14 protein-coding genes and 1 riboswitch are annotated in these 20,913 nt (G+C 38.4%); of the genes, 7 read left to right on the top strand and 7 right to left on the bottom strand.

The window, feature by feature from the left end:
* Positions 1-516 precede the first annotated feature (516 nt).
* Positions 517-723: a Trm112 family protein gene (locus tag FS875_RS07490; protein WP_144755126.1), complete on the bottom strand. Its 207-nt coding sequence runs from the start codon at positions 721-723 to the stop codon at positions 517-519.
* A 13-nt stretch (positions 724-736) separates the two neighbouring features.
* A complete protein-coding gene (locus tag FS875_RS07485) occupies positions 737-1,399 on the bottom strand; it encodes an LON peptidase substrate-binding domain-containing protein (protein WP_144755123.1) in 663 nt (220 codons plus the stop codon).
* 452 nt (positions 1,400-1,851) lie between these two features.
* Positions 1,852-1,949, top strand: a riboswitch (glycine riboswitch).
* Positions 1,950-2,085: 136 nt separating this feature from the next.
* Here FS875_RS07485 and gcvT point away from each other — a divergent pair.
* Genes gcvT through gcvP form a run of 3 tightly spaced genes read left to right on the top strand, consistent with a single transcriptional unit; the run spans position 2,086 to position 6,379 of the window.
* Positions 2,086-3,198 (top strand): glycine cleavage system aminomethyltransferase GcvT, encoded by a 1,113-nt coding sequence (gene gcvT / locus FS875_RS07480; protein ID WP_144755120.1) that lies wholly within the window; start codon positions 2,086-2,088, stop codon positions 3,196-3,198.
* An 8-nt stretch (positions 3,199-3,206) separates the two neighbouring features.
* On the top strand, positions 3,207-3,575 hold the full coding sequence (gene gcvH, locus FS875_RS07475) for a glycine cleavage system protein GcvH (RefSeq protein ID WP_144755117.1): 369 nt from the start codon (positions 3,207-3,209) through the stop codon (positions 3,573-3,575).
* 5 nt (positions 3,576-3,580) lie between these two features.
* The gene (gcvP, locus tag FS875_RS07470) at positions 3,581-6,379 is read left to right on the top strand and encodes an aminomethyl-transferring glycine dehydrogenase (protein WP_144755132.1); all 2,799 of its coding nucleotides are present in this window, start codon (positions 3,581-3,583) and stop codon (positions 6,377-6,379) included.
* 1,637 nt (positions 6,380-8,016) lie between these two features.
* Here gcvP and alr read toward each other — a convergent pair.
* Positions 8,017-9,132, bottom strand: coding sequence for an alanine racemase (gene alr / locus FS875_RS07465; RefSeq protein WP_144755114.1), 1,116 nt, complete (start codon positions 9,130-9,132; stop codon positions 8,017-8,019).
* Between the two features lie 1,089 nt (positions 9,133-10,221).
* On the opposite strand from alr, the gene FS875_RS07460 reads away from it, so the two are divergent.
* Complete coding sequence (locus FS875_RS07460; protein ID WP_144755111.1) at positions 10,222-11,052, top strand: ferredoxin--NADP reductase; 831 nt, start codon at positions 10,222-10,224, stop codon at positions 11,050-11,052.
* Positions 11,053-11,448: 396 nt separating this feature from the next.
* Here the strand turns inward: FS875_RS07460 and eda are convergent, their stop codons facing one another.
* Positions 11,449-12,114 carry a bifunctional 4-hydroxy-2-oxoglutarate aldolase/2-dehydro-3-deoxy-phosphogluconate aldolase gene (gene eda, locus FS875_RS07450; protein WP_144755108.1) on the bottom strand — a complete coding sequence of 222 codons (666 nt, stop codon included), beginning with the start codon at positions 12,112-12,114 and terminating at the stop codon, positions 11,449-11,451.
* Between the two features lie 114 nt (positions 12,115-12,228).
* Here eda and trhO point away from each other — a divergent pair, with 114 nt between their 5' ends.
* The 3 genes from trhO (at position 12,229) to FS875_RS07435 (ending at position 16,312) form a co-directional block, all read left to right on the top strand.
* Complete coding sequence (gene trhO, locus FS875_RS07445; protein ID WP_144755105.1) at positions 12,229-13,146, top strand: oxygen-dependent tRNA uridine(34) hydroxylase TrhO; 918 nt, start codon at positions 12,229-12,231, stop codon at positions 13,144-13,146.
* 1,370 nt (positions 13,147-14,516) lie between these two features.
* The gene (locus FS875_RS07440) at positions 14,517-15,650 is read left to right on the top strand and encodes a type III PLP-dependent enzyme (protein WP_144755102.1); all 1,134 of its coding nucleotides are present in this window, start codon (positions 14,517-14,519) and stop codon (positions 15,648-15,650) included.
* A 77-nt stretch (positions 15,651-15,727) separates the two neighbouring features.
* The gene (locus tag FS875_RS07435) at positions 15,728-16,312 is read left to right on the top strand and encodes a GNAT family N-acetyltransferase (RefSeq protein ID WP_144755098.1); all 585 of its coding nucleotides are present in this window, start codon (positions 15,728-15,730) and stop codon (positions 16,310-16,312) included.
* A 998-nt stretch (positions 16,313-17,310) separates the two neighbouring features.
* Here FS875_RS07435 and FS875_RS07430 read toward each other — a convergent pair.
* From FS875_RS07430 to FS875_RS07420, 3 genes are all read right to left on the bottom strand, one after another.
* Complete coding sequence (locus FS875_RS07430) at positions 17,311-18,882, bottom strand: DHA2 family efflux MFS transporter permease subunit (RefSeq protein ID WP_144755094.1); 1,572 nt, start codon at positions 18,880-18,882, stop codon at positions 17,311-17,313.
* Positions 18,883-18,927: 45 nt separating this feature from the next.
* Positions 18,928-20,004, bottom strand: a complete 1,077-nt coding sequence (locus tag FS875_RS07425) for an HlyD family secretion protein (RefSeq protein WP_144755091.1) — start codon at positions 20,002-20,004, stop codon at positions 18,928-18,930.
* A 155-nt stretch (positions 20,005-20,159) separates the two neighbouring features.
* Positions 20,160-20,552 carry a Fur family transcriptional regulator gene (locus tag FS875_RS07420; protein ID WP_144755129.1) on the bottom strand — a complete coding sequence of 131 codons (393 nt, stop codon included), beginning with the start codon at positions 20,550-20,552 and terminating at the stop codon, positions 20,160-20,162.
* Positions 20,553-20,913: the final 361 nt, after the last annotated feature.

Here is a 20,913-nt window from a genome sequence, read left to right as displayed (position 1 = left end):
TGGCAATTGTTTATAAAAAATGGTCAATTTAAATACGTATAAAAGTGTGGATTCTTAAGTGGATTCATATAAAATAATTTCACATAAATTACTGAATTTGTTGTATTTTTATGCAATAAATGTTTCCGGGATCTGGAAGTGCTGAAACCGAGTCAGCCTCTTGCTTTTAGTGCGTAAGATGCACTTGGACATGACAAGAGTCCCGGAAGTTTCACAATATTTACAAAGTAGGATTTAATGTTTGAATTTGGACCGCCCCCTGACTGCCGTGTATACTGATCAAACCTTAGGGCAATAGCTTTCAATCGTCAATTGAAATTACAACCCGTTTTCCTTGTTGGTTTTTTCAAGTTTTGATGTCATCAAGGCATCCACAATAGATAAAAATATCGTTTGAGATATTTTGAAAAGTTGTAAAGTTAAATTGTAAAATTCTTTTTTTCAAGACACTAAGATATCATCTTGATAGAAGCTTGATAACAGTGGGCTTTTGAAAGAAAATTACCTGAAGAGTATTTATTTTTTATGGATTGCTTTTTCATTGTTTTGCAAAGGGCGTGCTTCTGAAGTCAGCATAATGGGAACGCCATCACGAATAGGATAGGCAAGTTTGGCTTTGAGAGAAATAAGCTCTTGTGTTTTTCGGTTGAAAGAAAGTGTGCCTCTCGTCATCGGGCAGACAAGTAATTCGAGCATTTTAGGATCTGTGGTCATTTTTTTCATGTTTTTACGTTCATTAGTTTAAACGATAATCTGTTCCTGTTTGTTTCATAAGGGAGCGTTCTGTTAATGCGAGAAGCGTTTGGGCACGGCTTTTGATATCTGGCGCTTCAAGCAGAGCTTGTTTTTCTGCTGGTGTGAAGGGAATAAGCGCTGAAAAAGCATTCACTAATATCGGTGTAGGAGCCTCTATGATACTGCTCCAATTATATTCCATTTCATGAATGGTCAGATATTTCTCAACAACGTCAAGTAAGCTTTCTCGATGAATGCTTTCTTCAATATCGAGTTCTTGTAAATCTTTTATATTTGATTGGATGAGAGCTGTTCGATAGGACTTTGTATTTGTCAATTCTTGTTCTAAGGTAAAACGGCAAACACCTTGTAAGATAATGAACAGTTGTCCATTACCGGTTTCACTGTAGTTTGTAATGCGTCCTATACAACCTGTTTTATAAAGTTGTGTAGAAAAGCGGTCCGTATCCGATGAAAGGGGTTGAATAATGCCCAAGAGACGATCGGATACCATAACATTTTCAATCATTTCAAGCGATTCTGGTTCAAAAATGTTGAGGGATAAAAAACCACCGGGCAGTAAGAGCGCACCTTCTAAAGGAAAAAGAGCAATTTGCTTTGGAAGATCATTTTCGCAATTGTAGGAGATATTACCAGCTTTCATGAGTATGTTGTGACCTTTATTCGGTAATTTTAACCTGTCAATCATTGCATTTTATGACACTTCTAAGATTAAGCAGAAAATCCACTTCTTGTGCTAAAATCAACCTTATAAAATACTTGAAGTCCTTATTCTTAATTCTTAAAAGAATATAAAGCCTTACTCTTAAGGTTAAATTGCGCAAGAAAGAATATTGCTTTGTGATCTTTTTAGTGTGTGACCTTTTGCATGATTTTCAAGGGGTGTTTTTGTCTATAACTTTTGATTTTTGTCTTAAATTTCCTAAAACGTGTTTCTTACAATTTTTGTAAGCTTCAAAAGGAGACTATTATAAATCTTTTAAAGGAGCTTATGCAAGTTTTAAAATAAGAGTATGTTTATCACTTTACTAATGACAGTGCGATAAAGATAGGTTATAGATTAAAACATGCTGGAAAGAGCGTTATCGTTTCTTTCATTCTTTTGCGGGAGAGTGCAGATTGCAAGTTTTCGCAGTGCCGCCGAAGGGGAAATAGCCCATAATCTCTCAGGCTTTAAGGACCGTAAAAGGAGCAAGGCAGATCTGGAAAGTCGGGAGAGCCCGCGCCGAAGGTGTAAGCGAAAGTCTTTTCGCGAGTCTCTCAGGTTGATGACAGAGGGGTGCAGAGACGGCCATATTGTATGGGCGTTAGCGCAGCTTTGGAGTTATTATGGGCACACAACAAGAAACATCTTTTTTAAAAACACTTCCTTTATATGATCTACATCAAAAAGCAGGAGCAAAATTTGGTGCTTTTGCGGGGTGGAATATGCCTTTAACTTACCCTCTTGGCGTTTTGAAAGAGCATCTTCATACCCGCTCACATGCAGGACTTTTTGATATTTCTCATATGAAATTGATTGCCGTTGAAGGGGTACAAGCCGTAGAATTTTTATCCTATGCTTTTCCTATTGATGCAGCAGCTTTGAAGATTGGACACTCACGGTATAATTATTTGCTAAATGAGCAGGCTGGTATTCTTGATGATCTGATTATTACTCGCTTGGAAGAGAATCGTTTTATGTTAGTTGCCAATGCTGGGAATGCACAGGCTGATTTTGAAGAACTGAAAAGGCGTGCTGTTGATTTTGAGTGTCAAGTGATTGCCCTTGAAAGGGTATTGCTTGCTCTTCAAGGACCTGAAGCCGCAGCTGTTCTGGCTGATGCCGATTTACCAGGGAATGAATTGTTTTTTATGCAGGGATTCGAACCACAACAAGATTGGTTTATAACGCGTTCTGGCTATACGGGAGAGGATGGTTTTGAAATTGCTTTGCCCATAGGGCATGCGCATATGTTGGCTGAAAAATTGTTGAGTGATTCGCGTGTTGAGTGGATTGGGCTTGCCGCACGCGATAGCTTGCGGTTGGAAGCAGGATTGTGTTTGCATGGAAATGATATTACCCCTGAGACGACGCCTATTGATGCGGCTCTAACATGGGCTGTTCCTAAAAGTGTTCGAGAAAAAGCACAATTTTACGGCGCAAAGGCTTTTCTTGAAGCGCTGCAAAAAGGAGCTGATCGCTGTCGTGTTGGATTAAAACCGCAAACGCGCCAACCTATTCGTGCCGGTGCGGTGCTTCTCGATGATCAAGGCAACGAGATTGGCGTGGTAACATCAGGCGGTTTTGGCCCTTCGTTTGATGGTCCTGTCGCGATGGGGTATGTTCCTGTCGCGTGTAAAGTTGAAGGAACAGAAGTCTTTACAGAACTGCGAGGAAAAAAGATTACACTCTCAGTGCATTCTCTCCCCTTTGTTGAACAACGTTATTTAAAAGGATGATTTTTTTTATGTCTAAAACTTATTTTACACAAGACCACGAATGGCTTAGTGTTGAAGGAAAAATGGTGACTGTTGGGGTTACACATTATGCGCAAGAACAATTAGGCGATTTGGTTTTTGTTGATTTACCACAAAGTGGGACAAAACTTTCCAAAGGAGAGGCAGCGGCTGTTGTGGAATCCGTTAAAGCAGCTTCAGATGTTTATTCTCCTCTTGATGGTGAAGTGGTCGAAATCAATGAAGCACTGGCTGATAATCCGGAACTGGTCAATCAGAAAGCCGAAACAGAAGGCTGGTTATGGAAAATGACATTGCAGGATGAAACACAACTGGAAGGGTTGTTGGATGAAGATGCTTATAAGGATCTGATTGGATGAGTGCCATGATCGAGCGTTCTTTTTCTTCTCGACATATTGGGCTGCGTCCTGATGAAACACAAAAAATGCTTGATTTTTTAGAGCTCGATAGTGTGGATACACTCATTTCTCAAGCGGTTCCTAATTCTATTTATTTGGGACGTTCACTGAACCTTCCCAAGGCTGCGAGTGAGAGCCAAGCATTGGAAGAACTCTCCAAAATGATGGAGCGTAATTGTGTGCATAAAAGTTTTATTGGGCAAGGGTATCATGGAACATTTGTGCCTCCGGTTATTTTACGAAACTTGTTTGAAAATCCAGCTTGGTATACCGCTTATACGCCGTATCAAGCAGAAATTAGCCAAGGTCGTTTAGAACTTCTGTTTTATTTTCAGACATTGATTAGTGAACTGACAGGTTTGCCTGTTGCTGCTGCTTCTCTTCTTGATGAAGCAACCGCTTTAGCGGAAGCTAGTGCTCTTGCGTTTCGTTTTGCGCGGGGGAAAAAAACAAAAATTTCTCTTCAGAGTCTTTTACATCCTCAGACTTTGAGTGTTGTGCAAACGCGTGCTGAAACACAAGGCATTCGGGTTAGCTTTGAGAAAGAAATTTGTTCTGATACAGCGGCAATTGTTCTCTCTTGGCCTGATACAAAAGGTTCTTTTCATGATTATAGTGAGGTCATAAAAGAGGCAAAAGAAAAAGGAGCGCTGGTTATCGTTGTGGCTGATCCTTTAGCGCTTACACTTATGGAAGCACCAGCAAAATGGGGCGCTGATATTGTTGTCGGTTCGATGCAGCGTTATGGTGTTCCGATGGGATTTGGTGGTCCCCATGCTGGCTACCTTGCGGTGAGTAATGCACTCACACGCCTTATTCCAGGGCGTATAGTGGGCCAATCCGTTGATACAAAAGGGCGCGTTGGTTTCCGTTTAGCTTTGCAAACACGTGAACAACATATTCGGCGTGATAAAGCGACGTCAAATATTTGTACGGCTCAGGCTTTGTTGGCTAATATGGCAACAGCTTATGCTGTTTGGCATGGGCCAAAAGGCTTACAAGAAATTGCGCAGCGGATTCATCATTTAACATGTCGTTTTGTTGCTGGTTTAGAGGCTGCTGGTGTTTCTTGTGAAGGTGAATCTTTTTTTGATTGTGTTAGCATTGTTGTGAAGGGAAAAGCGCGAGAAATTGCGCATAAAGCTAAGATGAGTGGGCGTCTTATTCGTGTTCTTGATGATGATACCATTGCAATCAATTTTGATGAATTGTCGACAGAAGAAGATGCTGCTGCTCTAGCACAGCTTTTGGGGGCGCAACTCGTTGATCAGGCGTCTCCAAGACTCTTTGGTCAAAGGCGGGATGCTGCTGCTTTTCTTTCTCAACCCTTTTTTCATGCAGTTCATTCAGAGACAGATATGATGCGCTTTTTGCGTCGTTTAGCGGATAAGGATTTGGCACTCGATCGGGCGATGATCCCTCTTGGTTCTTGTACAATGAAGCTGAATGCAGCAGCTGAATTGATGCCTGTAAGTTGGGCGAGCATGGCCAATATACACCCTTTTGTTTCACAAGAGGATGCGGCGGGTTATTTAGAGATGATCAATCAGTTAAATGCGTGGTTGTGTGAAATTACAGGATTTGCGCAAGTTTCTTTTCAGCCAAATTCTGGTGCTCAAGGTGAATATGCGGGGCTTTTGGCAATCCGCCGCTATTACCACTCACGGGGAGAACAGAAACGGACAGTTTGTCTTATTCCGGCCTCTGCACATGGGACCAATCCAGCTTCGGCGCATATGGCGGGCATGGAAGTTGTCGTGGTAAAATGTTTAAGCGATGGCGATGTTGATGTGGATGATCTTAAAATGAAAGCGCAATTGCATAAGGATAAATTGGCTGCTCTCATGATTACTTATCCTTCAACCCATGGGGTTTATGAGGAAAACATTAAGGAAATTTGTTCTATTATTCATGAAAATGGCGGACAAGTTTATTTTGATGGCGCTAATCTCAATGCACTTGTGGGGCTTGCACGTCCTGCAGATATTGGTGCTGATGTGTGTCATATGAATCTGCATAAAACATTTGCCATTCCTCATGGAGGTGGTGGTCCTGGGGTGGGACCAATTGGGGTTGCAGCGCATCTCAAACCATTTTTACCAGGGCATGAACAAGATGGCACAACCCACGCGGTTTCAGCAGCGCCTTATGGAAGCGCATCTATTCTTGCAATTACCTGGATGTATATTCGAATGATGGGCGCTGATGGCTTAAAATATGCAACACAAATAGCTATTTTAAATGCTAATTATATTGCTGCACGTCTTTCATCTGCTTATTCTATTCTTTATCGAGGAAAACATGGACGTGTTGCCCATGAATGTATTGTGGATACACGCGTCTTGAAAGATCAGTATGGGGTGAGTGTTGATGATATTGCAAAGCGTCTCATTGATTATGGATTCCATGCGCCCACAATGTCGTTTCCTGTTCCCGGAACTTTGATGATTGAGCCAACAGAATCAGAACCAAAAGCAGAGATTGATCGTTTTTGTGATGCATTACTCTCGATTGCTGAAGAAGCAAAGAAAGTTGGGAATGGGGTCTGGCCAAAAGACAATAATCCATTGGTGAATGCCCCTCATACAGTTGCAGATACTTTAGATGATGCTTGGGCGAGACCCTATTCGCGACAAGAAGCTGCTTTTCCCAATAGTTCCCTTGATCCAGCCAACAAATATTGGGCTCCTGTATCGCGGATTGATAATGTTGCGGGAGATAGAATGCTTATTTGTTCGTGTCCACCCTTGGGAAATACTTATTAAATAAAAATATGTATTTAATTTGTTTATTTGCATAAAGCCCACACCTCTTGTGTGGGCTTTATGCTTATTGAGTCATGCTCCTATGGTGTTATCTGTTTTTACAACATGGGAAAAATCGAAAGAGTCGACAAAAAAGCTGTACTTTTTAGGCGATAGGCATGTTCTCCTTTTTTCTCTATCATATTTCAGTTGATTAGGCCTATTGCTTATTTCTAAGCCAGAAAATCTACATAAACGAGAGCAAAATCTATGGGATAGGGTTTATAGTCTGTTCCATGGGGTATGACAGTTACTCTCACTAAGGTGACAATGATCAGTGTTAGAAGGAATAAATTTACTTTTAATGCTTCTAATCATAAAGGCACTCGAAACTTTTTTGTCATATCTCGTCAACCTTTCAGATTTTCGAGCCAAGAATTGTCTAAATATTTTTCTTCTATCGGCTCTTTATGAAGATGACGCAAAAAATCTAGATGAACACCATTCTGAGTGTAAACGCAAAGTCAAATGGTGTCATGGTCGCTTGTTAGAGAGCCTTTTATAAAAAGACAGTACATTTCTCCAGTTTATTGCAGATCAGTTTTTGACTTTATGGTATTATTTTTTAAAGAGTGCGTGTGCTTTCGCTGTTGCCTATCAATCAATACCCAAACCTAACACAGCAGCATATTTGAGCTAGAAATTGAAGTGAAAAAGAGCTTTGTGAGCAGTTTCAGCTTTTTCATGCCTGTATGTCATATGAGGGCGCAAGGGAATTGCGTATCTGTGCTGGGGTAATCTTTAAAATTGAAAAACAATCTCATTTTGGAAAAATGTAAAAGCTGTAAAGATGAAAATCAACTCTCAGTTTGTCATTTCCTTTTAATTCAACAGTATGGATTTCAAAAGCATCTAAAGCCATATTTTTAAGAATGGAGATTAGATATTGCCTCATATTCTTGGTTTATTGTGTTCTTTAATAGGGGCATGACCTTCATGTAAAATAGAATACCCCAAACAGAATATACTTGGGGTGTTAATTCAGCTGTTTGTTTTCAAGAGACATTTCTCTTCCAATCCTATTTCGCGACGGTGCTCGTGAATGGATAATGATAAATCTATTAAGCATTCCCATTTTTCCGCTTTATAAAGGAGTAAATTGGCGCTATCATACACTTTATCATTACATACTTTTCTTGCACTTAAATAATATAAGCCCTTGGACTTGAGAGGGGTCATAAGAGGTCTTATTCTTAATTGTAAATTATTTTTATCTATACGCTAGCCCTGCTTGTGGTATGCAAAAGAACAAATTTGATTGCTTCACGATGAACAAAGCTAGAAATAAAAGAAACTTACGAGGTTGGTTGTCTTGTTCGATATGGAGAGAATAACTAATTTGACATTAATTTTAAAAAGTTAGCGATAGATTCTTTAGACTCTTTCTCGTTCATTTATGTGAAAAAAAGTTTAATTTTTGTGTTTTGGATAACGTTCACTTTTATAAAACAGCCCATCGAGTTGTCTATTTTGAGGCTTTTGTGAATAGACGGTGTCTTACGACCATGCTATGTGATTGATTGTTGTAAAATCTTTCATAAAAGCTCTCTTATTTTCTAAGATAATGATTTGTACTGATTTATTTATTTAAAGAACCTTTAGGTGTAAATATATTTATAGCGTGATCCAAGAGATGTTAGAATTTCATTGGGAAGGGTGTTGGCATCTAAAGATACTTTTTCAAGTGTTTGATGAGGACCAATCAGTTCTACCCAGTCACCTGTTTGAGGTTTTTGATTAAGATCAGTTGTATCTACAATAATGGAATCCATAGAAACGCGACCAACTATAGGAAGTTTTTGCCCATTGAAATAAACAGCTCCTTTATTCGAAAGAGTACGGAGCCAGCCGTCTGCATAGCCAATAGAAATGGTTGCAAGAGTGCTTGGTCTGTTGGTTATAAAGCTTTCTCCATAACCAACAGGTGCTTTTGCACCAACAACACGGTTTTGAATGACTTGGGCTTCAAGTTTTAAAACAGGTTTTAGAAGGGATGGGTGTCTTCCTGAAGGATCGATTCCATAAAGTGCAATACCGGGGCGAACGAGGTCAAAATAAAAATCTGATCCTAAAAAAATACCTCCAGAATTTGCAAAAGAAACTTTACAAGAGGGAAGTTGTGCAAGGGCTGTTTTGAAAGAAGTTAATTGGGTATAATTTGATGGGTGAGTATCATCTTCTCCATTAGCAAGGTGACTGAGAATATATTTTATGTCTGCGGTTTCAAAAATTGTAGGGCATTTAATGAGTTTTTGTAATTCTTTTTGATCAAGTCCTAATCGGTTCATATGAGTGTCGATTTGAACAATTGCTGGAAATTTTTTATCCTTTTTTTGACAAATATTTTGCCAAACTTCAATGGCATCCCAAGAGTTTAGAACAGGAACAATACCAGATTGTGCGACAAACTCTTCTGCTAAATGTGGAAGTCCATTTAGAAGAGCAATCGTGACATCTGATGGTAAAATGCTCTTTAAGTGTAATGCTTCTCTGATTTGAGCGACAAAAAAAGTACGACAACCCGCTTGATAAAGAGCAGGAGCAATTTTGTGAGCACCTAGCCCATAGGCATTTGCTTTGACAACTGCTGAACATTGTGTTGGCGCTACACGTTTGGCTAAAGTGATATAATTGGCTACAATGGCACTGACATCAATGGTTGCGACGGCTGTATAAAGGTGTGTGTTTATTTCATCATTAATGGATTTGTTCATTTTAAAATCTTATCTTTGTTTGTACGTACGGCTTTTTCTTTGGTTATTTTACAGAAGCTCCTTATGATAAAAGAAAAAGATATTGTCTGTGACAGTTAAAATTATAGGTCTTCTATATTGAATTATGCACCATGAAAGTTGTTTTTTATGTAAAATGGTACTCTGAATATAAGAGATATTTTAGTTTTATTTGTGTTATGAGCAACACGGTGCCTTCTGATAATTTGCAAAACATAGGCTTTTATTTTTTACTTATTTTCTCTTGTTGAGGCATATTAAAAAAATAAAGATAACTTATTGTATTGTATCATTTTGAATAATGCAATGTTATGCTACTGTTGCAGGTAAAGCGGTTTTTCTTAAAACAAGCATGATCTGCTTATTCAGAGAATATAAAATGATAAATTATTCACTCTCAAGCAATAACTTATAAGTTTTGTATCACGATGAGGGAGTGATTATTCATCCACACAGTATTAGGTGCTATTTTATGCACTTAAAATTACTTTTGTCAAATGGTGAAGAGTGTGTAGACAATCGCTGATACATTAAAAGCTGTTGATTTGGATATTCTTTGTTTGCAAGGTTTGCAAGATAGATTAGGTATTCCATATTACTTCCTATTTTTGGGCTGATTTTGAGTTAAATCATTTTAGTGGTTATAGAGCGTATTAGACTCATTTATTTATGGAAAAAGAAGTGTAAAAAAGGTCAAAAACAATGGATGTAATGTTGGATTTTTGGGGGGAGAGGTGTGCGGTTATCGTTCAATTAACAAAAGTTTTAATTCTTTTATTTTAAGATGTTTGGTCATAAATTTTGTAAAGTGAAAGAATGTTATAGCGTTATAATGGACAAATAGCATGATGTATTACAGTAGCATGACGTGTTAAAGGGTGCTGTAATTGTTTAAGCTTCAATTTTTTTAAAGTGTGATTTATATGTATTTTTTTCATTCGATTAATTTTGACATAAAAGTGTTAATCCTAAGGCTTTTGTTTTAAGAAAATTGTTGGCAGATGGGTATGCAAGTACTATATCACGTCAAGGATTCGAAATTTAACGTTCAATAAAGATATGGGGAAGAGTATGAATACGTCTGCTACCAGTGTTCCATCAAACAGCGGCAGCGTTGCTTCAGATTTTCCGATTCCTGAGAATGTATTCGCTCTTACTGTTCAAGAAGTTTATCATTATACGGATCGTTTGTTTAAATTCCGCTTAAATCGTCCGGAGAGTTTTCGTTTTCGTTCGGGTGAATTTGTTATGATCGGTTTGCCAAATGCAAAAAAGCCGATTTATCGCGCTTATTCGATTGCAAGTCCCTTTTGGGATGAACAGCTTGAGTTTTTTTCGATAAAAGTTCCAGGAGGGCCATTAACCGAGCACCTACAAAAAATTAAAATTGGTGATACAGTGCTTATGCGTAAAAAACCTACAGGAACGCTGGTTCTTGATGCTCTTATTCCTGGAAAACGTCTTTATCTTCTTTCAACTGGTACGGGGATTGCTCCTTTTGCAAGCCTTATTCGTGATCCTGATACTTATGAAAAATTTTCAGAAGTTATTCTTATTCAAACAACACGTGAAAAGAATGAGTTGACTTATGCAAAAGATCTTGTTTGCTCTTTGCAACAAGATCCGCTGATTGGGGGATATGCACAACAGTTAAAATTTTATCCTATGACTACGCGTGAACCTTCTGAGCATATGGGGCGCATTACAACTGTTATGGAGAGTGGTGCTTTTTTTGAAACGACTGGTTTACCGAAAATTTCTCCTGATGAAGATAGGGTGATGATTTGTGGCTCTATGGCAATGTTAAAAGATTGCGCAAGGATGTGTGAAGGTTTTGGTCTTGTTGAAGGGGCGAATAATGCCCCCGCGACTTATGTTGTAGAGCGCGCTTTTGTAGGGTAATAGTTGGGTCTGCTGCTCCTTTTACAAGCCTTATTCGTGATCCTGAACTTTTTAAAAGATTTTCAGAAGTTATTCTTATTCAAACAACACGTGAAAAGAATGCGTTGACTTATGCAAAAGATCTTGTTTGCTCTTTGCAATAAGATCCGCTGATTGGGGCATATGCACAACAGTTGAAATTTTATCCTATGACTACGCATGAACCTTCTGAGCATATGGGGCGCATTACAACTGTTATGGAGAGTGGTGTTTTTTTTTAAAACGACTGGTTTACCGAAAATTTCTCCTGATGAAGACCCTGTGATGATTTGTGGCTCTATGGCAATGTTAAAAGATTGCGCAAGGATGTGTGAAGGTTTTGGTCTTGTTGAAGGGGCGAATAATGCCCCCGCATCTTCATGTTGTAGAGCGCGCTTTTGTAGGGTGAGAGAGCAGTTGTGATGCAGTATGCGCTAACGCACGAATTGAATCCCAATCCTTTATAGCAATGAGCTGTTGGGGCGCTACCCAAGAACCGCCAATGCAGAAGACGTTAGGAAGTTGAAGCCATTGTGTTGCACTTGTTTGTGTTATACCGCCTGTAGGACAAAAGAAGATTTCAGAGAAAGGAGAGGCTAATGCTTGGATGAAGGTAAGACCTCCAGCAGCTTTAGCAGGAAAAAATTTAAGATATGAATAGCCTTTGTCTAATGCTTGCATGAGTTCACTTGGGGTCATTGCACCAGGAAGAAGGGGAATTTCACTATTTTTTGCACAATTGATTAATTCGTTGGATAATCCAGGGCTTACGATAAATCTTGCTCCAGCTTGTTCGGCTTGTTCGTAGTGTGTTGTGTTAAGAACTGTTCCGGCTCCAACAATTGCTTCAGGAACTTCTTGTGTAATTGTTTTAATTGCTTGGAGAGCGTTTGGTGTTCGCAAAGTGATCTCAATTGTTTTTAATCCGCCTTTGACAAGAGCACGTGCTAAGGGTACAGCACTTTGTATATTGTCAATGAGCAAAATAGGTATAACAGTTTGTCCTTGGAGATATAATAAAAGGGTTTCTCTTTTTTGGCACATGATATTTTTCTTTTTGGATATGGTATTGTTTATATCGTTTGATTAAGCACAATATGTTAAAGAGTATATGAATAGATCTTGAAATTGAATGAAACGCACGTTATGGCAAAACACATGGAAAAGAATTTTAAAGTTGCTGCACTTTATTGCTTTGCAGATTTGAAGCATTATCGTCAATTACAAAAGCCTTTGCAGGATTTATGTCAAGCAAAGGATATCAAAGGGACTCTCCTTTTAGCACAAGAGGGAATTAATGGAACTGTTGCAGGTTCTTGTGAAGCAATTGAGGCATTGGTCGATTTTATTATGACTGAGCCAGCGTTTCAAACGCCGGAGATTAAATATTCATGGGCATCAAAAATGCCTTTTCATCGCATGAAAGTGCGGTTGAAAAAAGAAATTGTGACAATGGGGGTTGAAGGGGTTGATCCGCTAAAAGTCGTTGGGACTTATGTGGAGCCTGAAGATTGGAATGCTCTTATTCAAGATGAAGAGACAATTTTGATCGATACCCGTAATGATTATGAATATGCAATTGGGAGTTTTCAAGGAGCGATTGATCCAAAGATTAAAACATTTCGCGAATTTCCTGAATGGGTGCGTCAACATGAAGCTGATTTGAAGAAAAAAAAGAAAATTGCTATGTTTTGTACAGGCGGTATTCGTTGTGAAAAATCAACAGCGTATGTTCGTGAACTTGGTTATGAGCAAGTGTACCATTTAAAAGGAGGAATTCTGAAATATTTGGAAAAGGTTCCAAAAGAGGAAAGTTTATGGTGGGGAGAATGCTTTGTTTTTGATGAGCGGGTTTCTGTTCAACATGGTCTTGAAGAATGTGGACGCGAACTCTGTCGTGCGTGTCGTTCTCCTTTGAATGCTGAAAGCAAATTATCGCCTCATTATGAGGAAGGTGTCTCTTGTGAGGCTTGTTATAATACGCGTAGTGAAGCGGATAGAGAGCGTTTTCGTGAGCGCCATAGGCAATTCCAGTTGTTGAAGTTACGCGCAATTGATGATCATCAAGGGATATAAGGATATCATCGTGTAGGGATTTAAATTTTAGTGTTTTTTTCTTAAATTTAAGAGAGAAGTGTCTTTAATCTTAGTAGAAAATTATAAGACCGGATGTTATTCGGTCTTTTTATTTATAATAATTTATTGTTTTTATCTTGAATAAGAGATCTGAATATTGTGAGGGCTTTCTCATTCCAAATCTGCTTCTATGTTGAATCAATTAAAATCCATGTCATTTTATCCATTACAAGAAATAAAAGTTCTGTAGAGCAAAATGCTACAAGAAAGACATGCCTCTTATAAATAAGAGTTGTCGCACGTTGGTTCAGTGAATTTTACATGATCTCTTTCTTTAAAAATGTCGTGAAATGGACGTTGAAAGTACGGATGTTTTTTTAGGATATCAATAAGCAAGATAAGGGGTGTTGGGGAAAGGATATATCATTATCTTTAAAGATGCTGCTGCTTCAGCCCAGATATCTCCAGATTTCAGCGTTGGGCTTCTTTGCATTTAAAAGGATTTAATAAGAGGTATTTTATCATTGTTTTGAGTGTTTTGTAGCTACACACTGTTTTGTGCAAAAGACATGGGTTTTGATTATTTCATTGTAAGAGAGGGGGAAATAAAAGCATTTCATGATTGGATTCTTGATCTAAGGTTAGAACAATAAAGTATCAATGATTAAATTAATATGTTGAGTGCGATATATTGCGTTGTTTTCTATGAATGATGTTGGAAAAATGGAATAGGGAAGCTGAATAAGAGGCGCTTTTAAAGCAAAATTGTGATTTTTGTTGTAGGGATTGTGTAGGGGGAGTGATCTCATGAAAGTGGGGGGATGGCTTTGTCTGGTGGCAGAGAGTGTTGCTTTTTAGCATCATGTTTTCTTTAATAATTAAAAAATGTTTAAAATTAAAAAAATGATTGAAATGAGAAAGGATTCGTTTTATAGAACTTCTTGCCCAAAGTCGCACGTGCCTGTGGGTGTCCGCTGGTTCTCAAATGGTGAGGTCAACCGGTACGGTACCTGGAACTAACCGCTCCAGTCATTCTTACAGCCAATTGCAAGAATGAGGACATCTTGAAGCAACGACGGTGCGGGCCTTTCTGGTGTCTTCCAGCTGTCCAAATGCTGGGATAACTATAGAGGCACACCTCATTGCCTTCAGTGCGGAAGTGGTTTTCTCAACTCCAATCAAAAAGGCAGATAAAGTAGGATAACGCAGTTTCTGCGCTGTTCTTTCATTGTATGCAAATTGGTTTCTTCCTGATTATAAAAATAATTGGGGTGCTGGTAGAGGCTACGCGTATTTTGTCCTTTGGCTATTGGCGGCTCTGTGCTGCCCAAGCATAGAGAAGGGATTTTATTCCCTTAGGAGAATTGGTGATGGTAACGCAACGTATTCGTGATTTTCTTGCAACACATCGTTCTGAAGGTCCATGCTTAATTGTTGACTTGGATGTTGTCCGCGAAAACTACTTAAATTTTGAAAAAGCTCTTCCACAGTCTCGTATTTTTTATGCAATAAAGGCAAATCCAGCTCCTGAGATTTTGCGTTTGCTAAGTTCTTTAGGATCATCTTTTGATGCGGCTTCTGTTGCAGAAATTGAAATGGCTTTAAAAGCAGGAGCAACTCCTGATCGTATTTCTTTTGGGAATACGATAAAAAAAGAGCGTGATATTGCTCGTGCATATGCACTTGGCATTTCACTTTATGCCGTTGATTGTATTGAAGAAGTTGAAAAAGTTGCGCGTGCTGCTCCAGGGGTTCGCGTGTTTTGCCGTGTTCTTACCGATGGAAAAGGTGCGGATTGGCCTTTGTCACGTAAGTTTGGTTGTGTTCCTGCTATGGCAGTTGATGTATTACGTCGAGCACATCAATTGGGTTTAAAGGCATATGGTGTTTCTTTTCATGTAGGATCTCAACAAACAGATCTTGATGCGTGGGATCGTGCTTTATCGGATGCAGCTACAGTTTTTAAGCATTTGGAGCAAGAAGGAATTTCGTTAAAATTGGTGAATATGGGGGGTGGTTTTCCAACACGTTATTTGAAAGATGTTCCTAGCGAGCAAACTTATGGTATGGCTGTTTTTGATTCATTAAAAAAATATTTTGGCAATCGTATTCCTGAAACGATCATTGAACCAGGGCGTGCGATGGTTGGCAATGCGGGTGTTATTCGCACAGAAGTTGTTCTGATCTCTAAAAAAGCAGACAATGATAATATCCGATGGGTTTATCTTGATGTTGGAAAATTTAACGGTCTTACTGAAACGATGGATGAAGCTATTCGTTATCCTATTGAGACCCCTCATGATGATAAGGTTATGGAGCCTTGTATTTTGGCTGGACCAACATGTGACTCGGTAGATGTTCTCTATGAAAAAACACCTTATCCTCTTCCTTTATCTCTAACAATAGGAGATAAGATATTGATTCATGGAACAGGTGCTTACACAGCAACTTACGCGTCTGTTGCCTTTAATGGGTTTGAGCCTTTACGATCGTATGTGATCTGAAATTTCCTTTTAACGATAGGTGTTTTTAGATTTTTGGCTGTGCTCGTCATTGCGCTATAAGAGGGTGGATCATCGAGATGAACATGATTAGTTTTCAAACAAAAAATGGGGCATGTTTTACACTTTTATTGGAGCAAGAAGCAGATAAGCCTTATCGAGAAATTTTGCTTGATACAACGATGGGGCGTGGACGTAAACGTAAGTCATCAGAGGCTTTACGTCGTGGCCGATTAGCGGCTCAGGGGCTTTCTTTTGTGGTTAAAAACGCGCTTGGTGAGCTTGTGGGGAGTGTCCGTCTTTGGCATGTATCTTTTTTAAAAGAAAAAAATGAAACACAACATGCTTTACTTTTAGGACCTTTGGCTGTTGCTGCTGAATGTGCCGGTATGGGAATAGGATCAATTTTAGTCCGCCATGCAATTGAAACAGCCAAAAAATTAGGATATGGCGCTATTTTATTGGTAGGAGATTTTGAATTTTATCAACGTTTTGGTTTTTCAAATCGCTTAACAGAAAATTTGGCAATGCCTGGTCCTTACGAAAAGCACCGTTTTCAAGCCTTGGAACTGATACCGCGCTATCTTTCTGGTTGTTATGGAACTTTGGTTGCTAGCGGAGAACGTGCCCTTTCTGGGCGTTTTCAGCATCATAAAGTGGCTTGAAGATTGTATTTATTTCGTTTTTTTCAACACTGCGAGCATTAAGAGAGAGCCTATTGGCAGGGGTAAAGGGGTGTACAAAGTTTTGGGGTGTTGTTTTGCAATTGTTTTTTATGGCTTTTTATGGAGCTGGTTTCTTATTTTTGATTGTTTCAATGAAGGTCGTAAAAATGTATTTAAAGATCATTTTTTTCAAGTAGTGTTCTTTTCATAATCTTGAAAAAAACTGAATTCTTAGGTGATTTTATATGATTTTATCGTATGTTGAGTAATGGAGAAGAAGAGTAGGCGATGGTCGAATCAACATTGTAGGGATTAGATTGTTGAGAAGAGCATAAAAATAAAATCACATGTTTGAAAACTTCTTAAAAAAATATGCTCTTACTTCTTTTATTCTAAAGATAATGTCTTTCAATTGATATGAGTGTGTCGAATACAGAATTCTCATTTCAAGTTTCGCATGCAAAATCAAAAAATCGTTGCTCTACATATTGTAAAGAAAATGCGCTTATTAATAACCATTAAAAAGCTCATAAATCTTTTATGGAATAGTTCAAGAAGAGGGCAGTATAGAGAGTAGGAAAAGAGAATGCTGTTCTATTCTTGTAATCTTAAAAAAGTGAATCGCATAGAATTTTATAGGATCATTTTTTATGAGGGTAGTAGCGTAAAATAGGATTGGGCGAAAGATGAGAAATCTTACATGACAGGGGGTAATATTTTTAATAATTTGTCTGCCCTATGATGAAAAATCAAGAATCTTATAGAAGGAGCTGCTTTATTTTTTATGGTGTATAGCACTTGAGATAAGGTTTTTGTTTACTTTTCTCTCTTCTAAAATAACTTTTTATATAAGAAGTTATTTTTTAATGCCTAAAGAACCATGCATTGAAGAAAATTCCATCAAAAAAATCGTTTAGAATCATATGTAGATTTATCTTATCTCTTAAAAGGCAATAAAGTTATAGAGAATAAAGAAAAGCAATAAAATATTTCTCAATTTAGTGCTTTGGTGGAGAATCAGTGAGGGGTGGTATTTTTTTGAGAAAAATAGTCATAAATGTCAAAAGACCAAAGATAATGGTTATGATAAAGAAAATATCACTCAAAGCCATAATCATTGCTTGGATGCGCGCTATACCAGATAGTTGAGAAAGAGCAAGCGTATACGAATCAAAGGTTTCTGTTTTGAAGAATAAAGAAAGCTTTGAAAGCATTTCTGTTGCTTGTCTATTTGCGTAATTGAGCGTTTCGGCTATTCGTCCGTAATGGAAATCTGAGCGTTTTGTCATGAGAGTGCTGATAATGGCAAGCCCTACAGCCCCTCCCAGATTCCGTGTGAGATTAAAAAGTCCCGAAGCATTTTGCATGCGTTCTGGCGGAAGTGTTCCCAAGGCAATGTTATTAACAGGAACCATACATAACATTACAGAAGCACCACGGAAAACTTGTGGCCAAAAGAGTTGCCAAAAATCCCAGTTGTCTGTGATAGAGCTTGCCATCCAAGTTCCTATTGCAAAGCCAAAAAGTCCTATCGCCATCATCAAACGTGCATCTATTCGTGCGGAAAGATATCCGGCAAGGGGGGCGGTTAATAGCATGATAAATCCTGAAAGAAATAATGTTTCTCCAATCATGAGAGCATCATACTGGCGGATTTGGCTCAAATAGACAGGATAAAGATATGTGAGTCCATAAAGACCTATTCCCAAAGAGAAGGAAAAAATGGATGCAGCAGAAAAATTAAAATTAGAAAAAGCTGTAAGATCAACAATAGGCTCTTTTGCCGTAAAAGCGCGCCAGAAGAAGAGGGCGGCAGACAAGATCATGATAATGAATAAGTCCCGAATCAGCCGATCATTTAACCAATCATGGCGTGCCCCCTCTTCTAGTACATATTCTAAAGTTCCTAGAAAAATAGCCATAGAAATGAGGCCCAACCAATCAAATTTGGCCATGAGAGATGGGTTTGCTTTATCAAAATTAATCAATTTCCATGCGAGAATTGAAATAATAATCCCAAAAGGCACATTGATGAGAAAAAGCCAGTGCCATGATAAGAGATGACAGAGGTAACCACCGACCGTTGGACCAATGGTAGGGGCGAGTGTTGCGACGAGTCCAACAATAGGGACGACAACTGGACGTTTGGAAGGAGGAAAAAGAACATAAGAGGCGACAAAAACGCTTGGGATAATTCCACCACCAATAAAACCTTGCAATGCACGGTAGATAATCATCTCTCCAATGGATGTTGCTGTTGCACAAAGAATAGAGGTAACCGTAAATCCAACCGCCGAGATCGTAAAGAAAACGCGTGTTGAAAGCAATCTTCCTAAGAAGCCAGAAAGGGGTAACATGATGACTTCAGCGATGAGATAGGAGGTTTGAACCCATGAAATTTCTTCAGAGCTTGCAGCAAGCCCTGCTTGAACTTCAGCCAAAGAAGAGGCAACAATTTGGATATCCAAAATAGCCATGAACATGCCAAAGGCCATAACAATGAAAATTACAACGTTACGGATTTCTATGCGTTCTTGAGAGTGTATGGGCTTTTGTATGGAAGATGTCATAATAATAATAAGGTCATTTTCTTGTTGTTATAAGAGACTTTTATCTTATGGTTGTGTGCGTGTATCAACTTCTACTGAAACGCTCATTCCTGCTCGGATATGACCGTTCTTTAAGACTTCTTCTGGAATAGAAATCCGTACGGGAATACGTTGAACGATTTTTGTAAAGTTCCCGGTAGCATTTTGTGGAGGAAGAAGAGAAAAAACAGCACCTGTTGCGGGTGAAATAGAAAGCACTGTTCCTGTAAAGACTTCCTTTTTGAAGGCATCAACAGCAATATAAGCTTTTTGTCCTGCATGAATATTTTGCAACTGTGTTTCTTTATAGTTTGCTTCAATATAAAGCGCATGGATAGGGACTAACGCTGCAAGACGTTGGCCATTTACGACAAAATCTCCCGTTTTTGCTGTTAAATTTCCTATAATGCCATCAAATGGTGCGCGTATAATGGTTGAAGCAAGATCACGTTGTGCTTTTTCACGCGAAAGTTCTAAGCTCTTTGTTTGACTTTCTGTTTCACTTCGTTGTGCCTCTAGTACTTGGATATTAGCACGTGCTGCAGCGATTTGTGCATCCGCCCTATTAACATTGGCAATGGCTTGTTCATAAGCTGATTTGGCATTATCAACATCTGATTGAGGGGCATAACGATTGGCTTTCAATTCTGTAATACGTTTTAAGGTGAGTTGTGCATTGGTTGCTATGGCTGAAGCGGCTGCTTTTTGTGCTTGTGCATCATCTAGCGCACTGTGAGCAGCGGTAATTTGTGCATCAATACGTTGAAGCGTTTTTTGTTGTGTGTTAAGGCGCGCCTTTGTTTGATCCAGGGCTATTTGATAATCACCATTGTCTAAGTAAAATAAAACATCGTCCTTTTTTACAACTTGATTGGCTTTAATCGCAATTTTTTCGATATATCCATTTAATTTAGGCGCAATCGCAGCTATATCTCCTTGCACGTAGGCATCTTCAGTGGAGAGCATATAACGCCACTGTGTTATCCACTTGTAGCCAAACCAAAGCACAAAAAGTGCAAAGACGATAAGAAAAGCCTTGAGTACTTTCTTTTGCTTTGTTTTATCGAATTTTTTGGTTGAAAAAATTGTCTTAGCTATAGACATGATTTTATACTTTCAATATTTACATCCCAATGAGTATAATAAGCCCATCACTATACGAGGGCTATTATATATACAAGGACAAGTAAGAGCTTTTCAAATAATAAGGTAACGTTTGGAACATAATGGTAAATATATGAACTTACAAGTTCAAGGGTTTATTTTATTACGCATTTTTTACAAAGGCCCCGTACTTCTAGAGTGCTTTTGTGGGCTTGGAAGTTAACAGCTTGAACCATTTGTTTTAAACTTGATACAATCATTTGATTTTGTATTTCATTAACTGTGCCACAGTTTTCGCAAATGATGAAAGTTGTAAGTTCGTGTTGACATTTTTCAGGATGTAAACAGACCATAAAAGCGTTTACACTTTCGAGACGATGAATACATTTTAATTGTACGAGTTTTTCTAATGCACGATAAACTTGGAGAGGGGCGCGAAAACCTTCTTCACGTAATTGGTCAAGAATCGCATAAGCACTTAAAGGCCCTTTTGCATTCTTTAAAGTGTTCAAAACCAATGTTTGGTTACGCGTCAGTTTAGAGGACATTGCCATCTTCTTCCTTTTGCTTTCATGGAAAATCATAAAGCGTATAAGGTGTTTATGCAATGGTGATTATAGAATATGTTGCCTATCTTTCTTTTCCATGATGTGCGCGTCATGATCTTTCAAGGAGCGTTATAACCGTTGTGAGAGGAGAGGGGTATTATGATCCAAAAGAAGTTATTATCCCGCAAGAAACTTTCATGCAATTTGTCTTCATGATTAATCAGTCCTGGTTGTCTCTACATTTTTTACAGTTATCATTTTTATTTTATCCATTTTAGTTATTTATTTTTATAGATTTTAGAATTTTGTATAGAAGTCTTGAAATAGCCTTTAGCTGTTATAGTATTTTATTTTTGCAAAA

The sequence above is a fragment of the Bartonella saheliensis genome (genome assembly GCF_902162175.1).
The sequence above is the reverse complement of the archived record's forward strand: the minus strand, read 5'-3'. Positions and strand labels throughout refer to the sequence as shown.

Coding starts and splice junctions, on each gene's coding strand:
- gcvH (WP_144755117.1), top strand. CDS start 3,207: ATGTCTAAAACTTATTTTACACAAGACCACGAATGGCTTAGTGTTGAA.
- FS875_RS07425 (WP_144755091.1), bottom strand. CDS start 20,004: ATGTCTATAGCTAAGACAATTTTTTCAACCAAAAAATTCGATAAAACA.
- FS875_RS07435 (WP_144755098.1), top strand. CDS start 15,728: ATGAACATGATTAGTTTTCAAACAAAAAATGGGGCATGTTTTACACTT.
- FS875_RS07485 (WP_144755123.1), bottom strand. CDS start 1,399: ATGAAAGCTGGTAATATCTCCTACAATTGCGAAAATGATCTTCCAAAG.
- alr (WP_144755114.1), bottom strand. CDS start 9,132: ATGAACAAATCCATTAATGATGAAATAAACACACACCTTTATACAGCC.
- gcvT (WP_144755120.1), top strand. CDS start 2,086: ATGGGCACACAACAAGAAACATCTTTTTTAAAAACACTTCCTTTATAT.
- FS875_RS07440 (WP_144755102.1), top strand. CDS start 14,517: ATGGTAACGCAACGTATTCGTGATTTTCTTGCAACACATCGTTCTGAA.
- gcvP (WP_144755132.1), top strand. CDS start 3,581: ATGATCGAGCGTTCTTTTTCTTCTCGACATATTGGGCTGCGTCCTGAT.
- FS875_RS07420 (WP_144755129.1), bottom strand. CDS start 20,552: ATGTCCTCTAAACTGACGCGTAACCAAACATTGGTTTTGAACACTTTA.
- trhO (WP_144755105.1), top strand. CDS start 12,229: ATGGAAAAGAATTTTAAAGTTGCTGCACTTTATTGCTTTGCAGATTTG.
- FS875_RS07460 (WP_144755111.1), top strand. CDS start 10,222: ATGAATACGTCTGCTACCAGTGTTCCATCAAACAGCGGCAGCGTTGCT.
- eda (WP_144755108.1), bottom strand. CDS start 12,114: ATGTGCCAAAAAAGAGAAACCCTTTTATTATATCTCCAAGGACAAACT.
- FS875_RS07490 (WP_144755126.1), bottom strand. CDS start 723: ATGAAAAAAATGACCACAGATCCTAAAATGCTCGAATTACTTGTCTGC.
- FS875_RS07430 (WP_144755094.1), bottom strand. CDS start 18,882: ATGACATCTTCCATACAAAAGCCCATACACTCTCAAGAACGCATAGAA.